The following is a 20146-nucleotide window of genomic DNA, read 5'->3' as shown; positions in this document are numbered from 1 at the left end:
CTCACCCCACGAGATGAGTGATGAGCGCGCGCAGCTCGGCAGGCTTCACCGGCTTGCGCAGGATCTCGCTGCCCGTAGCAGCAACCGCTTCCGCCACTTCGACCGAATGATCGGCCGTGATCACCACCGCCTGGATCGGCGTGCCAAAGGCTTCCCGCACCCGCGCCACCGCATCGAGCCCCTGCTCGCCGTTGTCGAGATGGAAGTCGGCGAGAATGATGTCGGGACGGAAGGCCGGATCCGAGGCGAGCATGCCGTTCACACCTTCGAGCCCTTGGAACAGGCGGGCGTCGCATCCCCAGCGATCGAGCAGCGCCCGCATCGCTTCGCGCACGCCCGCATCGTTGTCCACCACCACCACCTTGAGTGAGGTGAGGCCGTAGGCCCGCGTAGCCGCTGACTGACGGTCGCGTGACACGCTGCGGTTGGCAGGCAGCTCCTCGGAAATGGGCACATAGACCGAGAAGCGCGTTCCCCGGCCCGGCTCCGAGCACAGCTCGATCCGATGCCCCAGCGTCTCCGCCATACGCGAGATGATCGCGAGCCCGATGCCGAACCCGCCCGCATGCGAGCGCTGACCGGCCGCGCCCCGGTGGAACTCCTCGAAGATCTTGGTCTGCTCCGAAGGCGCGATGCCCGGCCCCGTATCCCAGACGTCGATCCGGAGATGCGCGCCCCGCTTCCGGCAAGCGAGGAGCACGCGACCGCGCTCCGTGTATTGCACAGCATTTGCGAGCAGGTTTTGCAGGATCCGGCGCAACATCAGCGGATCGGACGTCACCGCCATCTCGCGCGCCCGCATCGTGAGCAGCAGCCCCTTGTCCCGAGCGATCGGCTCGATGTCCACCAGCACGGAGCGGAACAGGTCCGGCACCCCGACCGGCTGGAACGACGGCTTGATGGCCCCGGAGTCGAGCTTCGAAAGATCGAGAATGGTCCGCAGCAGCTCCTCGATGGTCGAGAGAGCATGGTCGACCTGTCCGATGAGCCGTTTGTGCTGCTGCTCGCCGTGAATTTCGCCCAGCGCCGAAAGCGAAAGCCGCGCCGCGTGCAGCGGCTGCAGCAGGTCGTGCCCCACGGCCGTGAAGAAACGCGTCTTGAAACGGTTCGCCCGCTCCGCGCCGTCGCGTGCGAGCGTCAACTGGCTGTTGGCGCGCTCGAGCCGGTTGAGCGCCGCCTTCAGCTCTTCGGTGCGCGCCCGAACCTGCGTTTCGAGACCAATCGCGGTCTGAAACATGGAGTAGGCGTTCGCCTGGTAGTCCATGGAGCGCTCGACGCGCTGCATCAGGGCTGCGTTGATCTTGGCAAGCTTCTGATTGCGCCGCTCGAGCTCTTCGAGCGCGTTGTCGTGAGACCCATACTCAGAACGGTTCTCGATCGTCACCTCGCGCCTCGCCGCGATCCGAATGCAACCCCGGTCAGGGTCTGATTGAGGTGCATGGAGTTGTGCTGCTCACCGTAGGTGTGAAAACCCACGACACCGTATGTTCTGTAGAGATCTTCCATTTGCCGATGAATCTGCCGGTTCTCGGCGTCGAGCCGCCTCAGCACGCAATCGAAACCGAGCACCAGCTCGATGCCGCCGAGAGCCTCGTCGAGATCCTTCAGTGTCCGCGCCGTGGAGCTCAGCATATCCTTTGGGCGGGCCACCGTGAAAACCAGACCTTCGTCTATGGCGCAGAAGAACGACAGGCTGCCGTCAGGATTCATGTTGCGGATCGAACGGCAGTAATAGTCGCCGCCCACCTTCACCACGAGCGGATAGGACGCAAAGCTGAACGGCCCGAGTTCGTCGGGCATGAGGCCGATGGCTGAGGCATATTCGCGCGCCGCCGGTTCCGCGTTGAGCTCATAGACCGTGCGCGCTTCCGTATCGGCCGCGGTGACCACGAGCTTGATCTGCGTCGGCTCGAAATTCGAGGTCTTGAAGATGCGGAACGGATACTCGCTCTCCACCATCATCAGGATGGCCGAACGCTTCATCACCCGACCGTCATGAATGAGCGCGGTATTCTTGAATGTGAGGCTGTCGCCGGCCGATCCGCCGACGAGCTGGATATCGCCGAACGCCCAGTGCACCGCCGCGACCAGCGTCTCCTCGGCGTTCGAAAGGCCGTCGACCAGCATCACGCCGAATACGCGGTCCGCCAGCTTCTCGTCACCCTGCACGCCGATCTTCGCTTTGAGCCCGCGCACGATCTCGCTGGCCCGTTCCACACCGATCGCGCCGATATCCTCGATGATGCCGGTGTGGATGCGGAAACCCTGCCGCGGAAAGGCAATCAGCAGGATGCCGCTTTCCATGAGCCCATCCGGGCCGATCCCGCCCGACGTCGAGCATCCGCTGATGTCGACGTTGGGAAACGCTTCCGAGAGACCGGCATGAAGCTCAGCCGCGTCGTAATCCACGGAAAAGAGCGCGATGATGTGTTGGAAATCACCGTCGAGCGCTGCCCGCAGATCGCACACGGCGTCATGAACCGCCGGAGCCCTGGTGCTCGCCACGCCAATTCCACACGATCCCGCGGAGGCCGTAATTCGCCCCACGCCCAGTCCTCCCTTGACGCTGTCCTTGAGGTGCAGAGCACCCGGAAGCGGATTTTTTCGAACCGATACAAGGATAGGCTGCCACACCTATTGCAAAGCAGCAAATGAACTTGCTGATTGGCCTAACGGCTGATCGAGATCTCGGGTCGGATTGTTTCCCGTGATTTTACAGGTTGGTTAAGGCCCGAAGATCGACCAGCCCATACGCTGGGTGATGAGTTCCAGCGCCCGCGTGCCCACCAGCGAGTTTCCGTGCACGTCGAGCCCTGGCGACCATACGGCGATGGCGGCCACGCCGGGCACGATGGCCAGGATGCCCCCGCCGACGCCGCTCTTTCCGGGAAGCCCCACGCGGAAAGCGAAATCCCCCGACCCGTCGTAGTGGCCGCACGTCAGCATAAGCGCGTTGATGCGCCGGGCCCGCGCCCGCGAGACCACGTTCAGCCCCGTCAGCGGGCTGCGACCTCCGTTAGCGAGGAACAGGCCGGCCCGCGCGAGTTGCGCGCAACTCATGGCGAGTGCGCAGGAGTGGAAGTAGACGCCGAGCGTCAGCTCCACCGGATGCACGAGGTTGCCCCAGCTCTTCATGAAGCTCGCCAGCGCCGCATTGCGAAAGCCGTGCGCCTTCTCGGACTCCGCCACGCTCGGATCGATGGCGATCGTCTCGTCGTCGGCCAGCGAGCGCACGAAACGCACCATCTCGCCGATCGCCTCCTTCGGCTGATGTCCGGCGAGAAGCACATCGGTTACGACAATGGCGCCCGCGTTGATGAACGGATTTCGGGGAAGTCCGCGCTCATGCTCGAGTTGCACAATCGAGTTGAACGCGGTGCCGGAGGGCTCGCGGCCGACGCGCTTCCAAAGCGCATCGCCCACCTTGCCGAGGGCGAGCGTCAGCGCGAAGACCTTCGAAATGCTCTGAACCGAGAACGGCTCGTCCGCATCTCCCGCGCTGAGAACCCGCCCGTCCACCGTCGCCACCGCGATGCCGAACTTCGAAGGATCGACTTTGGCAAGCTCCGGAATGTAGTCGGCAAGGCTCCCCTGCCCAACCAGCGGCGCGAGGTCGGCACGCACAGCCTGGATGCATTGAAGAATCGCATCGCTTTCTGAGCTGGCTGCCGACGCGCACATTGAGCTTATCTGTCTCGACCGCCGGTCAACCCGCAGGCAGCGGCGCCGTGACGGCGATCACCCGCAGCTTGTGGGGCCGTCCATCCACGCCCCGCAGCATGATGGCCTGGCCGGGAGACAGTCCGATGAGCGCCGTGCCGATGGGCGTCAGCACGGAAATCTTGCCCTCGTCGATGTTGGCCTCTCCGGGGAACACGAGCTCGCCCTCGCGCCGCTCGCCCCCGTCGATCTCGAACGCCACGCGTGCGTTCATGCGCACCACCGTGTCCGGCACGGCCGCATCCGGCACAACCTCGGCCCGTTCCATCTCGGCGAGAAGCACGCGCGCGACATATTGCGAGCGGCCGGTCAGCATGGCAGACGTCGCGAGCGTGGTCAGCCGGTGCTCCTCACGTTCGCCGACGACGATCCTGGGCAGCGCATCAGTAGGCGGATGATAGACCATGTGAAAACCTCTGGTATCTGCGTCTCGCCCCGGTCGCTTCGGCCTGGAAGCGGGTTCAGGAGCGGATCAATGGGCTGGAGCAGAATCCACCTGACGCGCAAACTCTCATGCGCGAACGCGCGGACAGCGCTCCGAGTTTCTGATGAGACCTGCGCCCGGCAAGGACGCGGCCGTTAAGGTGCAGGAAGTTTTAAGGGTCTGTACGCCCCCGGCTCGGGGACTCAACAAGGCACGCCAAGCCGGGGCTAGAAGCCCGCGACTTCGGTTCCCTCACGGGGGAGCTTCAGGTGAAAGGCGGCCGGTGTAATCATGCCTAAAGAATGGGCAGAGCCGCTCGTTCTGTCAATGGGCGGAACGAACGGACGAGCGCCAACGAGGCACGACGCCCGCCCCAAACGCGAACAATGTTCAAAAGAACTGCCAGTCCAAAGAGACACGTGTGCCCGCCCCCAACCGAAGGCACTCTAATCAGCGGCCTCGTATATCGTATGACAGCTCACCACAGACGGGCGACCCCGAAGTGGACCGCAAGGAAGCCTGCTACCAGGATCACGTGGACGATGGCCGCATGAATCGGATCAATCCGAGGAGCGTCGGGTTTGCGATCGGTGTTCGTTTTCAACATATCCTGCTCCAGTTTCGTTTTACTGCCACGAAGGACACCGGCCGGGCCTTAGCGCACAGCGCGTCGCGACAAAGGCGCGGGGCGGGCCGCCGTAAGAGCAAACTCCAGATCCTCGATCAGATCGCGCGGCGCCTCGAGCCCGACCGACAGACGCAAAAGGCCGTCTGTAATTCCGGCCGCACGGCGCGCGTTGGCATCCATGCCCGCATGGGTCATCGTCGCGGGATGCGCGACCAGGCTCTCCACGCCGCCGAGCGACTCTGCCAGCGTGAACACCCGCACCGACTCCACGAAACGGCGGACGGCTTCCACCCCGCCCGACAGCTCGAAGCTCAGCATCGCGCCGAACCCGGACTGCTGCTGCTTCGCGAGCGCATGTCCCTCATGTGAGGGCAACCCCGGATAATGCACGCGCGCAACCGTCGGGCAGCTCTCCAGGTACTTGGCAATCTCGAGCGCCGTCGCCTGCTGCTCCTTGACGCGCGGGAACAGCGTCCGCACGCCACGAAGCGTCAGGTAGGAATCGAATGCCGAGCCCGTGACACCGACGACATTGGCCCACGCGGCCAGTGTCTCGGCGTCCGTCTTGTCCGCACAAACGACGGCGCCGCCCACCACGTCCGAATGGCCGTTGAGATACTTGGTTGTCGAATGAATGACGTAGTGCGCGCCGAGAAGAAGGGGCCTCTGCAGGGCAGGAGACAGGAAGGTGTTGTCCACGGCCACCTTCGCCCCAACTTCTCGGGCGCGTCGTGTGATGGCTCGAATGTCCACCACACGCATCAGGGGATTGCTGGGCGTCTCGATCAGCACCATCGTAGGAGAAGCGGAAAACGCCTCATCGAGCTGCTTGGCATCGCCCTGATCCACGAACATCACATCGAAATGCTTGAGGTCGCGCCGCGCCGAAAGGAGCCGGTGCGTGCCCCCATAGCAATCGTGCGGTGCGATCAGCAGGTCGTACGACTTGAGCTGGCTGAATGTGAGATCGACCGCCGCCATGCCCGAAGACACCACCACGGCCCCTTGCCCGCCCTCCAGCTCCGCCAGGGTTTCGGCAAGCAGGGATCGCGTCGGATTGGAGGTTCGCGAATAATCGTGCGCGCGGGCCCGCTCGAAGCCCGCAAAACTGTAGGTGGTGGAGAGGTGAATGGGCGGCGTTACCGCGCCAAACGCGGTATCCGCCGCGATGCCCTTCCTCGCGGCCACTGTTCTTGGATCGTTTCGTTTGGTCATACCAGCCCGCCCCGGAGCGTGACACCGCAAGAGGAAACCGCCATACCGTCCCGCACCGGACGTTGCACGTGACGCCGATTTTATATCGTGTTACGATATAATCAAGAGAGACCCATGACGAAAGCCACTCCTCCTCGCAAGTTTCCCAAGAAGAGTTACGAGGCCCTCGCCGACTTCCGGTACGCGCTGAGATGCTTCCTGGCCTTCAGCGAGCAAGCGGCGGGCGAAGCCGGCTTGACACCCCAGCAGTATCAGGCGCTGCTGGCCATCAAAGGCGCGGGCGACCGCAAGGCTCTCGGCATCGGCGACATCGCCGAGCGGCTCCTGATCCGCCATCACACCGCCGTCGAGCTGGTGAACCGGCTCGAGAAAAACGGCTTTGTGACCAGGACCAAGGACAAGGAGGATGCCCGGCGCGTCACCGTCGCGCTGTCCCTAAAGGCCGAGCACACCATGGATGGCCTTGCGGCGGCGCATCTCCAGGAGTTGAAAGGGATACGGCCTGTTCTGGAGCAGCTTCTCGACCAGTTCGATCCTCCGAAGCCGGATTCGAAAAAAGGCCGCTTATGACTGGGAGGCGCAAAAGGCGTCGCGCGGCAGCGCTTCGCCGCGATAAGGCCCCTGAAACAAGGATAGAGTTATGCGTGTCCTGATCCTCGGCGCCGGCGCAGTGGGCGGCTACATCGGGGCGAGACTGAAAACGGCGGGAGCCGACGTCGCCTTTATCGCGCGCCCCGAGCGGCTCGCGAGCCTCACCGCGAGCGGACTGGTCATCAAGAGCCCGCTTGGCGACTTCGCAGCTCCGGTGAGGGCCGCAGCCGGTCCGCCGGCCGGCTTCGCCGCGAACGTGGCCATCATCGCCTGCAAAGCCCCGGCACTCGCGGGCGCCATCGAGACCATCGGACCCGGCATCGGACCGGACACGCGCGTTCTACCGTTTTTCAACGGCGTCGCGCATCTCGAGACCCTGCACCGCAGCTTCCCTCACACCCCCATGCTTGGAGGCATCGCCCACGGCGCGCTCACGTTGCGATCCGATGGCGTCATCGAGCACCTGACGCCCTTCTTCTCGGCGATCGTCGGGCCCACCTCGAAAGCGCCCGATCCCGTCGCCGGGGAGATCGTCGCGCTGCTGAGCGCAGGCGGCACAGACGCGCGCCTGAGCCCCGACATCCACCAGGAGATGTGGAACAAGTTCGTGTTCCTCGCCACGCTCGCCGGAATGACGTGTCTGATGCGCGCGAGTATCGGCACGATCGTATCGACCAACGACGGGCGGGATCTGATCTTGCAGCTCCTGACGGAGAACCTCTCGGTCGCCCGCGCAGAGCGCTATGCTCCTGACGAGACCGCGATGGCTTCTTACAGGCAGTCTCTGACGGAGCCCGGATCGACCTTCACCTCCTCGATGCTGCGCGACGTGCTGAGCGGACGCCGCACGGAGGCGGATCACATACTCGGAGACATGCTGCGCCGCGCACGACGGTACGGCTTGGAAACGCCGGTACTGAAAACCGCCTACGCGCATCTCCAATGCCACGAGGCAACCATAGCGCGCTAGCGCTCGACAGCCCCGCTACAATGGCCTCCCACGAGACGAAAGCCCCAATCGCGAACGAGCCCTATTCCGGGATATCCGGCTCGACGAGCTTCGCAAGCTGCATGAGCGATTGCTGCCAGCCGAGATAGCAGGCTTCCGGCGGAATGACGCTGGGAATGCCCGACTGCTCGATGTTGATGTCGGTCCCGACCGAAACGGCTTTCAGCCTCACGGTCACAGACATGAGGCCAGGGAGGTTCGGATCGTCGAAGCGGTCGGTGTAGCGGATGAGATCATGGGGCACGAGTTCGAGATACTCCCCGCCGAACGAATGGCTCTTGTCCGTCGTGAAGTTTTTGAAAGACATCTGGAACGTGCCGCCCACCTTCGCATCCATATGATGCACGTTGCAGGTGAAGCCGTAGGGAGGCAGCCACTTGGCCATCGCGTCGGCATCGAGGAAAGCCCGGTAGACCTTTTCGGGCTTGGCCGCCAGAACGCGGTGCAGGCGAACGGTAGTCTCCGGCTTGCTGGACATGAGTGTCTCCCTGGATCTTGTCGACGAGCGGGCAGCCCGGCATGAAGTCGGCTCCCTGTGATCAAGACGTTCGACACACCCGGTACCCGACACGCGATCGAGATGCCTATCTCTCATCTTCGGCGGCAATGCGAAACCGCGCATCCAGCCCGGCAACCAACGGGCAGAAGAGAGCAACTGCAATAAATATCAATAAATTATGCCCCCCGGACGGGAGCAACTTTCGGCTGAGCGGCATACAGTGCCGCTCAGCCATCTCCTGCAATGAGCGAAAAGCCAAAAAATTGAAGTCGAGACCTTCGCTTTCCGTCCGCGCCTTTAGGCTACGGAATCGACAGCGTCGAGGGCACGGGCGGAATAGACGAGCGCGGCACCTGCGTTCATCGCGATAGCGACGCCGAGCGCCTCGGCGATCTCCTCTTTCGTCGCGCCGCTTTCGACGGCCTTCTGCGAATGCACCGAGATGCATCCATCGCATCTTGTGGTGACCGCGACGGCAAGAGAAATCAGCTGCCGTGTTTTTTCATCGAGATGACCGGTTTTCGCACCAGCGCCGCTTGCCATGAGATAGCCGCCCACCGAATCCGGCGACAACTTCCCGAGCTCTCCGATACGTCCCAACAGGGTTTGGCGGAACCCTTTCCAATCCATCAGCGACATGAGCCACTCCTTTTTTGCCGAGCTACCGGCCGGTGTCTACCTACTACATGGTAGGCATGTCAAGTACACGCGCTGGCTGTCGTCGCGCGCCTCCGCACGCGACGCCACGACTGGCTTGAACAGGTAAGTACCTTCGGCGCTAAAAGATTTCGGCAGCTGAGCTTTCACCCATCGGGCTTCACACGCGAAAAACCGAAACAAGTGCAGCCGCCGGGGGCAATAAGTCTAGGCCGGTAGGTTGATGAGGCCGACCTGCAAATAGGGATAGGTCAACTTGGTAGTGCGCCGCTAATATTCAACGCGACGTCGATTCGTGGTCTGACGAGATAATCTGCGCAATTCAGGAGCGGACTCTTGCGTCAACCAGACGAGGACCAATCTCTCCAGCAGATGCCGGGAACCTCCAAGGCGGCAGCAATTCTGCTTGCGCTCAACAAGGAGCTGGCGGGACGCGTTCTCAAGTTTTTTGACGAAGAAGAAGTGAAGATCGTCGCGCAGGCCGTGAACGATCTGGGATCTGTGTCACGCCAGACGCTCGACAAGCTGATCGAAGACTTCGCCAGCGACATCAAAAGCGGCGTCGACTTCGGCTCCAACACGAGAAAGATCCAGGCCCTTTTGGAAGGCGTGCTGAGCCCAGAGCAGATCGAGGCTCTTTTGGCACAGACCGGAACAAGGTCCACCAACGCCGTCTGGCAGCAACTCGCCAAAATGCCCGATGCGGCGGTCGGGCAGTATCTGATGAAGGAGCATCCGCAGATCATCGCCCTCGTTCTGTCGCGGGCCGAGCCGCAGACCTCAGCGAACCTGCTCACGCTCCTTCCCAAGCCGCTCGCGAACGACGTCGTCGGGCGCATGTTGAGCTTGAGGCCCGTGCTGGAGCGGCCGATGGTTCTGCTCGAAATCTCGTTTGTGCAGGATGTGCTTCTGAACCGGCGCCGCGATTCCGATCTGTCGCCGCACACGCGTCTCGCCGAGGTCATCAACAAGATGGACCGAAAGCTGATGGACGATTGCCTGGCCGCCATCGGCGCTTACAACGAAAAGGACGCGGATCTGATCAGGCAGCAGCTCTTCACCTTCGATGATCTCGACAGGCTCACCGAGCTGTCGCTGGTGACCGTCTTCGATTCAATTCAGCCGGATGTCATCATCAAGGCTCTGTTCGGCATTCCCAAGCCGTTGCTGTCGAAGATCCTCGAAGCCATTCCCGGCCGCGCGAGACGCGCCATCGAAGCCGAGCTGGAAGGCGGCGCGACCCCGAAACCGAAAGAAGTTCACAAGGCACAGCGCGCCATTGCGGATGTCGCTCTCCAGTTGCTGGAGAGAGGCGCGATCGAAATGCAGAGCGACGACGGCGAGCAGCAACAGGAAGAGCTCATCTAGCGGCGACGCCGTCTTCTCGGCGCGGCGGGCTGAGATCAAGCCGTGCTGTGATCGGAATAATCGGCAACGCGGTCCCGTCCGCGCGCCTTGGCTTCGTAGAGCTTCGCGTCGGCCCTTTGGACAAACATCTCCACGTCGTCTCCCGGACGGTGCTCCACCACTCCGAATGACGCGGTGACCCGACCAACCTTCTCGTGGGTTTTACGGATCGAGAACTGCTTGGCGCCGAACTGGCGTCGAATACGTTCAGCAATCGCGGTCGCCGCCCGCTGGTCCGTACCGGGGAGGATGATGACGAACTCCTCGCCGCCGTACCGCGCGACACTGTCCGTCTCCTGCACGCTCGATGCGATGATGCGTGTAAGCGCCTTGATGATCTCGTCGCCGACGGAATGGCCGAACGTGTCGTTGACGCGCTTGAAGTGGTCGATGTCGCACATGATCAACGACAGCGGCGTCCTGCGCGCATTGCTCTCGCCAACCGCCCTCTCTATCTCTTCGTCGAAGAGCCGGCGGTTGCCCATGCCTGTCAGCGGATCCTTGAGCGTCGCCTCCTCGGCCGCGCGAAGGTTTGCTTCGAGAGACGAGATTTCACGCGCGCAGGCATCGAGCTTGTTCTTGTCGTCCGAGCTGGCACGCCGCATGCGCTGGTTTTCTGCAACGAGAAGGCTGACGATGACGCGAACCTGCTCAGCCTCGGGTAGCCGCCCCAGGCGCACCTGCGCATCGGCGAGAGCCCGCGCGTAAGCCTCCCGGCTTGCGATGTCTCCGCGCATGACGGCGAGCGCATTGGAAAGCTCGCGCCCCAGCGTCTTGCTGACGGACGCAACCCGATCGGCATCGATCCGCGGCTTCCGCGAAACGAGCGGCATGACGAGCCGGCCGAGCATCACCACGCCACTGCCTCCGGCGACGGCGAGCATGGAGAGGGCGAGAATTCCGATCGGATTGTAGCGCGTCTCGGTCACGGCGCCGCCGCGCTCCAACACCGTGCGCAGAGTAAACACGTGCGCAAGATCGGAGCTCCAGAACACAGAGAGTGCCGCCAGAGAGACGCCGCCGATCAGGGCGGCAGCGAGCGCGATCCCATGTCGGGCCGGCAACGAATGAAGGAACGAAATCATGGGAGCATAAAAGGCAAGGCGCATGTACGAATATCGTCCGCCCCTACCTGATTCCGGCTCTGGCCTCACGAGAATAGTCGAATAAATACAATAGGAGGCAAAACTTATCGAAGTATAACCGGAAACATGCCGCCAATTTATACTTTGTCTGATGGATTCTGACTAAAACTGACGCCAAAGCATCTTGTCACCACGGACGAAGCGCTTAAGCATCCACGCGCATGCTTGATGCCAAAACCATCTTCCTGGTCTCGGTCCTTTCGGACGCCCTGTTCTGTCTGTGCGGCCTGCTGCTTTGGCGCACGCAGCGGCAGGTGCCGGGCATGTTTCCACTGGCGATGGCCTTTGCAGCGAGAGGGAGCGGCCTGCTCCTGTTGGTTGCTACACCGGCGCTCACTCCATTCATTGGCATCTGGTTCGGAAATTTGTTCGCCGCGCTCAGCGTCGTCCTCATTCTCGAGGGGTTTGCGCGCTTCCTCAGCCAGCCTGCGCCGCGCCGCATTCAAGCGTTCGCGTTAGCCGTTGTCGGCATCGGCTGGCCCATCATGCTCTGGCTGCGGCCGGAGGATGTCACGCTGCGCATGTCGGTTTTGGCCGTTATGGGAGCCATATGCTACGCCCGCTGCGCGCTAATGTTCCTGCACGATCGCGGCCTGCCACCCTCCTTGCGTCGCGTGGTCGTCGCGTGGTGGTTTATCCTTGCGGGCACCTGCGCGATCTGCTCGGGCGTGGTCTGGCTCGTCTCTCCCAAAGGCCTTTTCGATCCCAACCCGTTCGTGGGCGTCTATTTGCTTCTCCACCTCCTGTCGTTCCTCGTCAAAGGGGTGCTGACCGCCATTCTGGTGGGCGTGCGTCTGCGCACGGAGCTGCTGGCACGCATCGAGGACGAGCGCGCCCAGCTTCTGATGCTGAGCCATGAGCTGCGCACGCCGCTTGCGATTGTCTCGCGCTCGAGCGAGCTCCTCGAAGAAGGAAAGGCGACCGCGAGCCCGGCCGATGCACGGCGCGTGACGCAGATCCGCTCTGCGGCAGCGCGAATGAGCGTGCTCGTCGGAGAGTTTCTCGCCCACGCCCGGCAGGACGCGATGGAAGAGCGGATAGAACGCTTCGACCTCGCTCAGGAGATCAGATCGCTTGCGAACTCACCTCGCCTCGTGCTTGACCTGCCCAAGCACCTCCCTATGACCGGAGACCGGAAGATGATGGGCGTCATCTTCTCCAACATCACCGACAACGCACTGAAGTATTCCCCCCCTCACAGCCTGGTCGACGTTTCGCTGCGAGACCACGAAGGACAAGTCCACATGATCGTAAAGGACCGCGGAGTCGGCCTCGGCTCCGAGGAGGAACGCGTGCGGCTTGGCGAGAAGTTCTTCCGCGCCTCCAACACACACGGAACGGCGGGCATGGGTCTCGGGCTCTACACCGTCCGCAAGCTCGCCGCGCGCCATGGCGGAAACGTCGCGCTGGTGCCGCGCGAAGGCGGTGGAACGATTGTCACGGTCACAGTTCTTGGAACACCCCATGCAGCATGACGGCCATGTCCTGGTGGTCGAGGATGAACCGGCCCTCCGGATCGATCTCGTCGACTATCTTCTCGCGCGGGGCTTCCGGGTGGATCAGGCTGCCACCTGCCGCGACAGCCTTGCCCTGCTTGAGCGCTCGAAGCCGGACCTCATTCTGCTCGATCTCGCATTGCCGGACGGCAGTGGCCTCGCCGTAGCAGCCGCGGCGCGCCAGCGCTACGACCTGGCAGTCGGCATCATCATGCTCACGGCCTTCGGCGACGAAGCTCACCGTCTGGCGGGGCGAGGCGTCGGAGCGGACATCTATCTCGTCAAGGATACGTCGCTCCGCGAGATCGAAGCGTGCTGCCGCAATTTGCTGCGCAGGCTCCAGCCGTCTCCGTCGGCGAATGCTACATCCCCGCCCACGGCCTGGCATCTGGATGACATGCTCTGGCAGCTCCTGACGCCCGACGGCAGCGTCGTGCCGCTGACGGCTACGGAAGTGGCCTTCCTCAAGCCGCTCATGGCGGCCCCCCACATCGCTCAGAAGCGCGCGGATCTGAGCCCGGGCGGCGAGCCCAGAAACCTCGACGCCGTCGTGCTGCGCTTGAGACGCAAGATCGAGGCGGTGAGCAGTCACCCGCCGCCTTTCAAGGCCGTGTATGGCTCCGGATACGTTTTCACCGGAGCCCCGCCTCAGTCTTGAGGTGAGCGCGCCCTGCTCGAGGAAATCTGCCGAAGGCAGCCGCTGACCAATAGACACCGCGCTTATCTGCGCCAACCGCGATCAGAATTGCAGGTTGAGACCAACACTGCCCTTGAGGTCGTAGCTGTTGCCCAAATCACTGAAGGGGCTATTGGCGGAAACCTCACTGTAGAGAGTGAGGTCGGAGGCCCAGTTTACGCTCGCGCCCAGACCGACCTCACCCCAGAGCCGCTCGTCGGCCCGGTCGATTGGCGTTCCCGAGACGACGGCCCGCGTGCCGTCGAGCCATTCATAGTTGAGATTGACGAGCCCGTAGATGTGGCTGCGGCCGTTCTCCCATACGCTCTGATGATCGAGCGAGACACCCCATCGGGTCTTCAGGCTGTCGCCCCGGCCCGTTGACACGCGGGCGCCGGATGGATCGACGAAACGATCAAAGTGGACATTGGAATAGGCGGTTTGAACCTGCGGGGTGATGCTGACCTTCCCCCCGATGTGCATCCGCTTGCCGGCCTCGATGCTGAAAGCCTCGCCGTCGCCGTCATTGTCCTCCGCGAGCATGCCGATGATGTTGGACGCGACGTCGCTGTTGAAATAGCTGATCTGCGCCTGACCATCGACATAGAAGCCCTCGACGCCGTACCAGGTCAGCGTTGCCCCGACGCCGTAGCCCTCTGTCTTTAGCGCGCCGTCACCGAAAATCGAGCGAACCCCGCTGTTCGCCTCGCCGTAGTGGACGGTGACGCCCGCGACCAGCCGCTCGCCCTTGGCGGTGTCTGCCATCACCCAATCCGCGCCCAGCTGTGTCTTCCAGCTGTCGGTGTGCTGATCGGAGCCAGTCGTCGAAACATCGGCGCTGGCGCGCGTGCGTATGCCCTCCGTCCGTCCCCACATTCCCCTCGCTCCTGGATTGGCACGGTCCGCCCAGCTTTGGTTGCCGACACGCTGTTGCAGCGTCGGCAACGCGTTGAGCGACTGCAGATTGGCAGCGTAGGATTCGTAGATCGGCACGCCGGACTGATAGAGCGGCGGCGGAGCAGGATCATCCGTCTCGAACAATGCGGATCGCAGGTACCAGTCTCCGTCCGCGGGATCCGAGACACTTCCCTGATAGAGCCGATAGGCGTATGCGCCGGCAACAACGGCCTGCTCGCCATGAAAGATGTAATCGCCATCCAGTACGAAGCTACCGTTGGACGCGCCGGTCACTTCGACGATCCTGATCCCTTCCACTGTCTGTCCACCGAGGCCACCTCGGTTTATGACATCGACCTGGGTCGTGCCCGAGGTTGCACCGTTGACCAGGAGGCGGCTGGTTTGCGAGCTGTCGTCCCCGAGAACCGTCTCGATTTCGAGGCGGCCTCCGGTGGCGGAATAGTTGCCCTGGACGGTGAGCGTACCCATGGCGTTTCCGTAGCCGGGCGCAACGATTCCGCGATTGGTCGTGGTGCCGACCTGGCCCGTCCCCACGAGCCGTCCGGCTGGTTCCACGTCCATCGTGCCGCCAAGCACGCCGTTCACGGCCAACGTCCCTGCCGACACCGTCGCTGCTCCGACAAAACCGGAGCTATCGCCGCTCAGGGTCAGGTGCCCGAGGCCCAGCTTGTTGAAGCTCGAGCTACCCGAAAAATCGGTGCCGATTTCGATGTCGTAAGTGTTGCTATCAATCCATGCGCCTTCGGCGCCCACTGTTAGCGCTGCAAAGCCATCTAGGAAATTTGCTTCGTTTCGATTTGCGCGCAGGATGCCGCCGTTGAAGTCGAGATCAGCAGTGGCCCCGAGGCCCCGTATCACCGAGCCGGCCTCCAGCACGCCGCGTCCGGTTGCGTCGCCATTGAGATGGAGCGTGCCGTTGCCCGTGGCATCAATAGCGATATGAACATTGGAATCAGCCCTCGCGAAGCCGCCTTTCTCGATGGTCATCGTGCCCGTGCCGCCGCGGCCGACTTCGATGCGGTCTGTCGCCGTCAAGCTCGAGACATCCCCATTGCTGCTCGAAAGAGTGATCGCGCCCGTACCGCCAGCGGCGAAGCCGATATAGACGGATGCAGCGCCACCGCCCGCACCACTCGTGCTCACCGAGGCGCCGTCCTCGACGTTGAGCGTGCCGTCGCCCGAGAACCCCACATAGATGTTGTTGAGAGCATTCCAGGTCGAGGCAGCGCCGTTGACGTCGCGTCCCGTGACGGTGACTGCGCCCTCGCTACCGCCGCTGAAGCCGATGAGGCCTTGCCCACTGCTCACCAACCCGCCGTTCTGAATGGAGAGCGTGTTGTTTGTGCCATCGTAGGCGATAATTAGTTGGTTGGTAACGTTCCAGGTCGAAGCAGTGCCGGCGGCGTCGTGGCCCATGACGACAACAGCGCCCGAACCGGAAATGCTATTGCCAATCGAAGCCAATGCACTGTTCACCAAACCACCGTTCTCGATAGTCAGCGATGCAGAGCCCCCATCTCCCACCAGAAGTTGGCCAGCGTTGTTCCAGATCGAGTTGGGACCTGCCACGTAGACGTAACCGTGGCTGCCAGCCCCACCTCCGATATAGCCGTCGTTGTTGTTGACATGGCCCCCGTCTTCGATACGGAGCACGCCTATGCCATCCTGGCCGGCTACGAGGTCACCAGTGTTGGTCCACGTAGATGCATTGCCGCTGCCGTCCTGGCCGGAAACAGTGACGGTCCCCTCATCCAAGGCGCCGACGCCGATGAACCCCGTGTCGTTGCTGACGGTGCCGCCATCCTGGATGTCGAGAACGCCACCACCAGGATTCGAATTGCCGACTTCAAGGTCGCTGCCAACCACCCAATGCGGTAACGACACGACGCCGCCGGGGGTTACGCCGGCGCCGGTGACGGACTGCGCGCGCGCCGGCCGCGTGTCGGCAGCCGTAAAAGCGAAAGCGACAACCGCCGCCGTCAGTTTCAAGGATCGTCGGTAGCTGACGAGGTTAGTACAGCCCTCTGCCCCAAGTTTCATAAACTGGCGTTCCCTTCAGCAAGCTCACGTCTGTCGGGAAAGAGCGCTCGTCCAACTGGCTCCACTACACGGGTCCGATGCGCGTCCGACAAAGTCTGAGCCCCCCCGACTCGAACCTTCCCTGTCAGGGCAACCCTTGCGGATCATGATTAAATTTCGGTTTGTAAACGTCTCAACATTCTCCCACCGAGCCCTTCAGCACGGCCAGGCTGGAGGCGTCTCGAGCCTCCTTTCCAGTTGAGCAACATCCCCATTTCTGGGGTGATGCTCGCGGAAAGGACGTCTCCAGGCCAACGGTGATGTCCAGGATCCGGAAGGTGCGATCACTGAGTAAAATCGGGTGTAGTCGCGGCCGGGTTGCGATCTGGACACGCAGGTCGGCTACAGGCGACTTTGGTTCGCGGAAATCGCGCCGCGTGATCTAGAAGATGCTGGCCTCGATGCGTGCCTTCAATTTGGACTGCTGCGCTTTCGACAATGGCCCCACCGCACAGGCGCGGACCAGCATCCCGCGCAGAAGGACTTCAGGGATGCACTCCACGATTTGCTTGAGGGAGGGCATTGCAGATCTCCTCTCTTCTGCCTTTGACGCGCCGTGCCGATCCGGCGGGAAAGGGAACACTTCGACCCGAAGGTCGAAGTGTTCAGTGAAATCCGCAGTGCACATTGCTACGGACGGGGAGTGAGTGAGGCGTGTGACCGCCTTCAATGCCGGTTTGTTACTGGTAGGTCGCCAAGAGGTGGCCGACGTAGATCGTCAGCGCGCCTGCGATGAGCGTTACGTAGGGCAGGATACCTGCGCGACGCCGGATGGGCATTCCATTCTCCTCCAAGTCCGCTTGCATCCACGGAGGGAAGCTACCGCGGTCCGTGACGTAGTGGCGGTAGGCGAAGATGGGGATGATGCCGGCTACGATGAGAAGGCTGGTGAGGAGAACGCGCTGTCCCCAGAAGTCCGCACCCCATCCCATGATCAGCAGGTTCAGGAAGCCGCAGATAGCACCCACGGCAATCAGCCACGTCGACGCCCGGTAGGGCCGTTCGGCATCGGGCCTGTCGATCCGGTGAAGCCACCCGGCCTGCAGATTGAGGAAGACGAAGATCATGTAGGTGGTGTTCGCAAGGACGATCAGGAACACATAGTCCGAGATCGACAGCAGCACGGCGTTGACCGCAAGATCGGTCCACATTGCCGCCACCGGAGCACCGTGGCTGTTCACCCGCGAGAGATACTTCGGGAGCCATCCGTCATGGGAGCCTTGGAACAGCGTGCGTGAGGAGCCGGCCATCGCCGTCATCACCACGAGACAGATGGAGAGTGTGAGCGTCGCAATGATGATGTTTCCAAGGACCGGCCCCGCGCCCACCATTTGCGTCATGACCTGGCCAACGCCCGTGCCGTCGTAGATTCCGGGCTCGAGCAGGCCGTTCAGTCCGAGATAGCCCTGAAAGGCCACGGGGACGAGCGTGTAGAACGCGATGCAGAGAAGACCCGAATAGACCAACGCACGTACCGTATCGTAGCCGGGGTTCTTGAACTCGCTGACGTAGCAGACGGCGGTTTCGAACGGATAGGTGGACCAGGCAGCCAGCAGGAGGCACGCCATGAAGGTTGTCATTCCCACCATGTCCCAGGCGCCGTTCGCAGGGTTGCCGGCCGCGTCGCGAATGAGGGGAACGAACGGGGTGAAGTTCTCCGAGTGGAGATCGCCCGTAAACAACGGCACGATTCCGATGAGAAGCAGCGGCAAAAGCACCGCAATCGCGATGATCATCTGAACGCGGGCCGCTTTAAGGATGCCGCGATGCTGAATCGCAAACACCGCGAGCATCAGCGCCAGGCCAAGGAAGAAGGTCGCGTTGAGCCGAACGACGACGCCTTCTTTTATGAAGCTCAAATCAAAGAGGGTGATCTGCCAGGTGCGGATGAGAGCATCAGGAGGAAAGAGCAGGTTGAGGACGTATCCTGCGGCCAGTCCGGACCCGATGGCGAGGACGGGCGACCAAGAAAACCAATTCGCCCACACCGAAATCGGCCCCAGCATCTTTCCATAGGGCACCCAGGCGATCGCACCATAGACGGACGCTCCACCCGACTTTCTCGGAAAAAGACCGGATATCTCCGCGTAGGTAAAGCACTGAACGAAGCCGATGAGCATGGAGATGATCCATACTCCCGCCGAGATGTTGCCCGCAGCCGAGGCGACCGCACCAATCGAAAAAAGAACCAGAACGGGCGTGCCAGAGGCAATCCAGAACGCGTGCGTCCAATTTAGTGTGCGGTGCATCTTGTGCGATTGCACAGGTATGTCACCCGCTGATGCAATGGATGCTTCAGCCATCTCTCCGCTCCTCCCTATTTTCTCTTGCTTGAGCCCCAATCGGTTTGACGCCTCGAAATACGAGACGGCACCTCAGGGTGAAGGAGACCACAAGAGCGGAGATAGAAAACTACCCGGCGAGCTATTTATTGCATTGAACGATTTGATGCAGATGTCGCTCGTCGCTCGCGGGCATTGGCGAGAGAGAGGGGGATGCAGTCTTTGCAGCGGCTTCTTTTGCGCTGCAATCGCGATCGTCGTCCGCAACCGCCGGCTCTGCGAGTCCGGGGCTCGCCGAGCGATTGCGAACTGGCTTCCTCACAAGCTCTTCCATGAAAAGGTCTGTGACCAGTCTTTTCGGTGCGTGGCTGTTCGTTATTGCATAGACGTCGCAACCGACGCGCTCGCGCGTTTTCGAGGTGAGCGGCCAAAGCGCGCCGCTCTTCACGTCTCCGACCGCCATACGGGCAGGCAGAAGACAAATGCCGACACCGAGTATAGCGAGACGCTTTGCTTCTTCTAAATTCGGGGTGGTGGCAGCCACTCTCTTTCCGAGGCCATGGCGCAAACGATAGTAGGTGAGGCTCTCAGGCTCGTCCGCGCCGGTCAGAATGAGCGGCTCCTCGCAAAGCTCGTCCGCGCTATCGACGAAGGTGCCGAAGCGGGGATGACGCTTTCCGCAGTAAACGAGATGAACCTCACGCGTGAGGAACTCGTATTGAAGCTCCGGATATTTCATCTGGATGGGAGCAATCCCCACATCCACCTCGTTTCGCAACACGGCGAGGGAGATCGTTTCCCACGGCGCCACCTCGATCTGCAGCTCCACGAGCGGACACCGTGTGCTGTAGGAAACGAGCAGCCTGTCGAACTTGGCGCTCACAAAATTGCTGATGGTGCGGAGGCGGAGCCTTCCCCGCAGCTCGTGCGACGCGTTCTGTATGCTCTCGGGGATCTGGCTGAACTTTGCGAAAATCTCGCTCACCTGCTCGTGGAGAATTCTCCCCTCGTCAGTAAGCTCGAAACCGGCCGGACCGCGGCGGCACAGCTTCTTGCCGAGACTCTTTTCGAGCCGCTGCAGCGCAAGACTGACGGTGGATTGCTTTCGCCAGAGCACGTTCGCAGCAGACGTGACGCCCTTCGCCTCGACGATGCTGTGAAACACTTTGAGAAGGTTCCAGTCCAAGTCGAGGCAGAATTTCTGGCCTGTCCTCATAGACCCTCCGGGGTATGCGGGCTGCGCGGCTGTGTCGCTCATTCAATTTCTGCATATCCGCTTCGCGCTAGCAAGGCAGGAGCGCAGCAACGGCGACGCAACAATCTATATGCGTCGCAGGAAGCCACGGGTGCGGATCATCGACGGCGCTCATGATGAGCATGAATCTTTCGGGAGTTTTTTG

16 protein-coding genes and 2 pseudogenes are annotated in these 20146 nt (G+C 62.1%); 5 read left to right on the top strand and 13 right to left on the bottom strand.

What is annotated here, in order from left to right:
* Position 1: 1 nt before the first annotated feature.
* The 5 genes from F812_RS0119210 to metB all read right to left on the bottom strand — a co-directional run bounded on the left by F812_RS0119210 (position 2) and on the right by metB (position 5987).
* Entirely contained in the window at positions 2-1384 is a 1383-nt protein-coding gene (locus F812_RS0119210) for an ATP-binding protein (RefSeq protein ID WP_020087606.1), read from the bottom strand.
* Positions 1381-2505 (bottom strand): FIST N-terminal domain-containing protein, encoded by a 1125-nt coding sequence (locus F812_RS0119205; RefSeq protein ID WP_245257714.1) that lies wholly within the window; start codon positions 2503-2505, stop codon positions 1381-1383. The genes F812_RS0119210 and F812_RS0119205 overlap by 4 nt, the downstream gene beginning before the upstream one ends.
* A gap of 219 nt (positions 2506-2724) precedes the next feature.
* Positions 2725-3681, bottom strand: coding sequence for a glutaminase (locus tag F812_RS0119200; RefSeq protein WP_020087604.1), 957 nt, complete (start codon positions 3679-3681; stop codon positions 2725-2727).
* Between the two features lie 25 nt (positions 3682-3706).
* On the bottom strand, positions 3707-4126 hold the full coding sequence (gene rnk / locus F812_RS0119195) for a nucleoside diphosphate kinase regulator (RefSeq protein WP_020087603.1): 420 nt from the start codon (positions 4124-4126) through the stop codon (positions 3707-3709).
* Positions 4127-4799: 673 nt separating this feature from the next.
* On the bottom strand, positions 4800-5987 hold the full coding sequence (metB, locus tag F812_RS0119185; RefSeq protein WP_026868274.1) for a cystathionine gamma-synthase: 1188 nt from the start codon (positions 5985-5987) through the stop codon (positions 4800-4802).
* A 114-nt stretch (positions 5988-6101) separates the two neighbouring features.
* Between metB and F812_RS0119180 the strand changes: the two genes are divergently transcribed.
* Positions 6102-6557, top strand: a complete 456-nt coding sequence (locus F812_RS0119180; RefSeq protein WP_020087600.1) for a MarR family winged helix-turn-helix transcriptional regulator — start codon at positions 6102-6104, stop codon at positions 6555-6557.
* A 70-nt stretch (positions 6558-6627) separates the two neighbouring features.
* Complete coding sequence (locus tag F812_RS0119175) at positions 6628-7548, top strand: ketopantoate reductase family protein (RefSeq protein ID WP_020087599.1); 921 nt, start codon at positions 6628-6630, stop codon at positions 7546-7548.
* A gap of 61 nt (positions 7549-7609) precedes the next feature.
* On the opposite strand, the gene F812_RS0119170 is transcribed toward F812_RS0119175, so the two are convergent.
* Complete coding sequence (locus F812_RS0119170) at positions 7610-8065, bottom strand: SRPBCC family protein (RefSeq protein ID WP_020087598.1); 456 nt, start codon at positions 8063-8065, stop codon at positions 7610-7612.
* A gap of 318 nt (positions 8066-8383) precedes the next feature.
* Positions 8384-8725 (bottom strand): carboxymuconolactone decarboxylase family protein, encoded by a 342-nt coding sequence (locus F812_RS0119165; protein WP_020087597.1) that lies wholly within the window; start codon positions 8723-8725, stop codon positions 8384-8386.
* A gap of 354 nt (positions 8726-9079) precedes the next feature.
* Here F812_RS0119165 and F812_RS0119160 point away from each other — a divergent pair, with 354 nt between their 5' ends.
* Positions 9080-10111 (top strand): flagellar motor switch protein FliG, encoded by a 1032-nt coding sequence (locus F812_RS0119160; RefSeq protein WP_156827551.1) that lies wholly within the window; start codon positions 9080-9082, stop codon positions 10109-10111.
* Positions 10112-10146: 35 nt separating this feature from the next.
* On the opposite strand, the gene F812_RS25750 is transcribed toward F812_RS0119160, so the two are convergent.
* Positions 10147-11259, bottom strand: a complete 1113-nt coding sequence (locus tag F812_RS25750) for a GGDEF domain-containing protein (protein ID WP_020087595.1) — start codon at positions 11257-11259, stop codon at positions 10147-10149.
* A 197-nt stretch (positions 11260-11456) separates the two neighbouring features.
* On the opposite strand from F812_RS25750, the gene F812_RS0119150 reads away from it, so the two are divergent.
* Positions 11457-12770, top strand: coding sequence for a sensor histidine kinase (locus F812_RS0119150; RefSeq protein WP_020087594.1), 1314 nt, complete (start codon positions 11457-11459; stop codon positions 12768-12770).
* Positions 12760-13449, top strand: a complete 690-nt coding sequence (locus tag F812_RS0119145; protein ID WP_020087593.1) for a response regulator transcription factor — start codon at positions 12760-12762, stop codon at positions 13447-13449. Before F812_RS0119150 ends, F812_RS0119145 begins: the two co-directional genes overlap by 11 nt.
* Before the next feature lie 81 nt (positions 13450-13530).
* Here the strand turns inward: F812_RS0119145 and F812_RS27315 are convergent.
* From F812_RS27315 to F812_RS0119125, 5 genes and pseudogenes are all read right to left on the bottom strand, one after another.
* A pseudogene (locus tag F812_RS27315) lies at positions 13531-15075 on the bottom strand (autotransporter family protein); the annotation flags it as partial.
* A gap of 288 nt (positions 15076-15363) precedes the next feature.
* Positions 15364-16425 (bottom strand): annotated as a pseudogene (locus tag F812_RS27310) (hypothetical protein); the annotation flags it as partial.
* A gap of 421 nt (positions 16426-16846) precedes the next feature.
* The gene (locus F812_RS26680) at positions 16847-16987 is read right to left on the bottom strand and encodes a hypothetical protein (RefSeq protein WP_020087591.1); all 141 of its coding nucleotides are present in this window, start codon (positions 16985-16987) and stop codon (positions 16847-16849) included.
* 157 nt (positions 16988-17144) lie between these two features.
* Positions 17145-18767: a trimethylamine N-oxide permease gene (locus F812_RS0119130; RefSeq protein WP_020087590.1), complete on the bottom strand. Its 1623-nt coding sequence runs from the start codon at positions 18765-18767 to the stop codon at positions 17145-17147.
* Positions 18768-18888: 121 nt separating this feature from the next.
* Complete coding sequence (locus F812_RS0119125; protein WP_020087589.1) at positions 18889-19962, bottom strand: LysR family transcriptional regulator; 1074 nt, start codon at positions 19960-19962, stop codon at positions 18889-18891.
* Positions 19963-20146 lie beyond the last annotated feature (184 nt).

The organism is Hyphomicrobium zavarzinii ATCC 27496, assembly GCF_000383415.1.
GTDB lineage: Bacteria > Pseudomonadota > Alphaproteobacteria > Rhizobiales > Hyphomicrobiaceae > Hyphomicrobium_C > Hyphomicrobium_C zavarzinii.
This window is presented reverse-complemented; position numbering and strand designations above follow the sequence as displayed.

What these genes read in the sequence shown, in the direction of transcription:
- F812_RS0119130 (WP_020087590.1), bottom strand. Translation starts at nt 18,767, where the DNA reads ATGGCTGAAGCATCCATTGCATCAGCGGGTGACATACCTGTGCAATCG.
- metB (WP_026868274.1), bottom strand. Translation starts at nt 5,987, where the DNA reads ATGACCAAACGAAACGATCCAAGAACAGTGGCCGCGAGGAAGGGCATC.
- F812_RS0119150 (WP_020087594.1), top strand. Translation starts at nt 11,457, where the DNA reads ATGCTTGATGCCAAAACCATCTTCCTGGTCTCGGTCCTTTCGGACGCC.
- F812_RS26680 (WP_020087591.1), bottom strand. Translation starts at nt 16,987, where the DNA reads ATGCCCTCCCTCAAGCAAATCGTGGAGTGCATCCCTGAAGTCCTTCTG.
- F812_RS0119180 (WP_020087600.1), top strand. Translation starts at nt 6,102, where the DNA reads ATGACGAAAGCCACTCCTCCTCGCAAGTTTCCCAAGAAGAGTTACGAG.
- F812_RS0119125 (WP_020087589.1), bottom strand. Translation starts at nt 19,962, where the DNA reads ATGAGGACAGGCCAGAAATTCTGCCTCGACTTGGACTGGAACCTTCTC.
- rnk (WP_020087603.1), bottom strand. Translation starts at nt 4,126, where the DNA reads ATGGTCTATCATCCGCCTACTGATGCGCTGCCCAGGATCGTCGTCGGC.
- F812_RS25750 (WP_020087595.1), bottom strand. Translation starts at nt 11,259, where the DNA reads ATGCGCCTTGCCTTTTATGCTCCCATGATTTCGTTCCTTCATTCGTTG.
- F812_RS0119165 (WP_020087597.1), bottom strand. Translation starts at nt 8,725, where the DNA reads ATGTCGCTGATGGATTGGAAAGGGTTCCGCCAAACCCTGTTGGGACGT.
- F812_RS0119170 (WP_020087598.1), bottom strand. Translation starts at nt 8,065, where the DNA reads ATGTCCAGCAAGCCGGAGACTACCGTTCGCCTGCACCGCGTTCTGGCG.
- F812_RS0119145 (WP_020087593.1), top strand. Translation starts at nt 12,760, where the DNA reads ATGCAGCATGACGGCCATGTCCTGGTGGTCGAGGATGAACCGGCCCTC.
- F812_RS0119200 (WP_020087604.1), bottom strand. Translation starts at nt 3,681, where the DNA reads ATGTGCGCGTCGGCAGCCAGCTCAGAAAGCGATGCGATTCTTCAATGC.
- F812_RS0119175 (WP_020087599.1), top strand. Translation starts at nt 6,628, where the DNA reads ATGCGTGTCCTGATCCTCGGCGCCGGCGCAGTGGGCGGCTACATCGGG.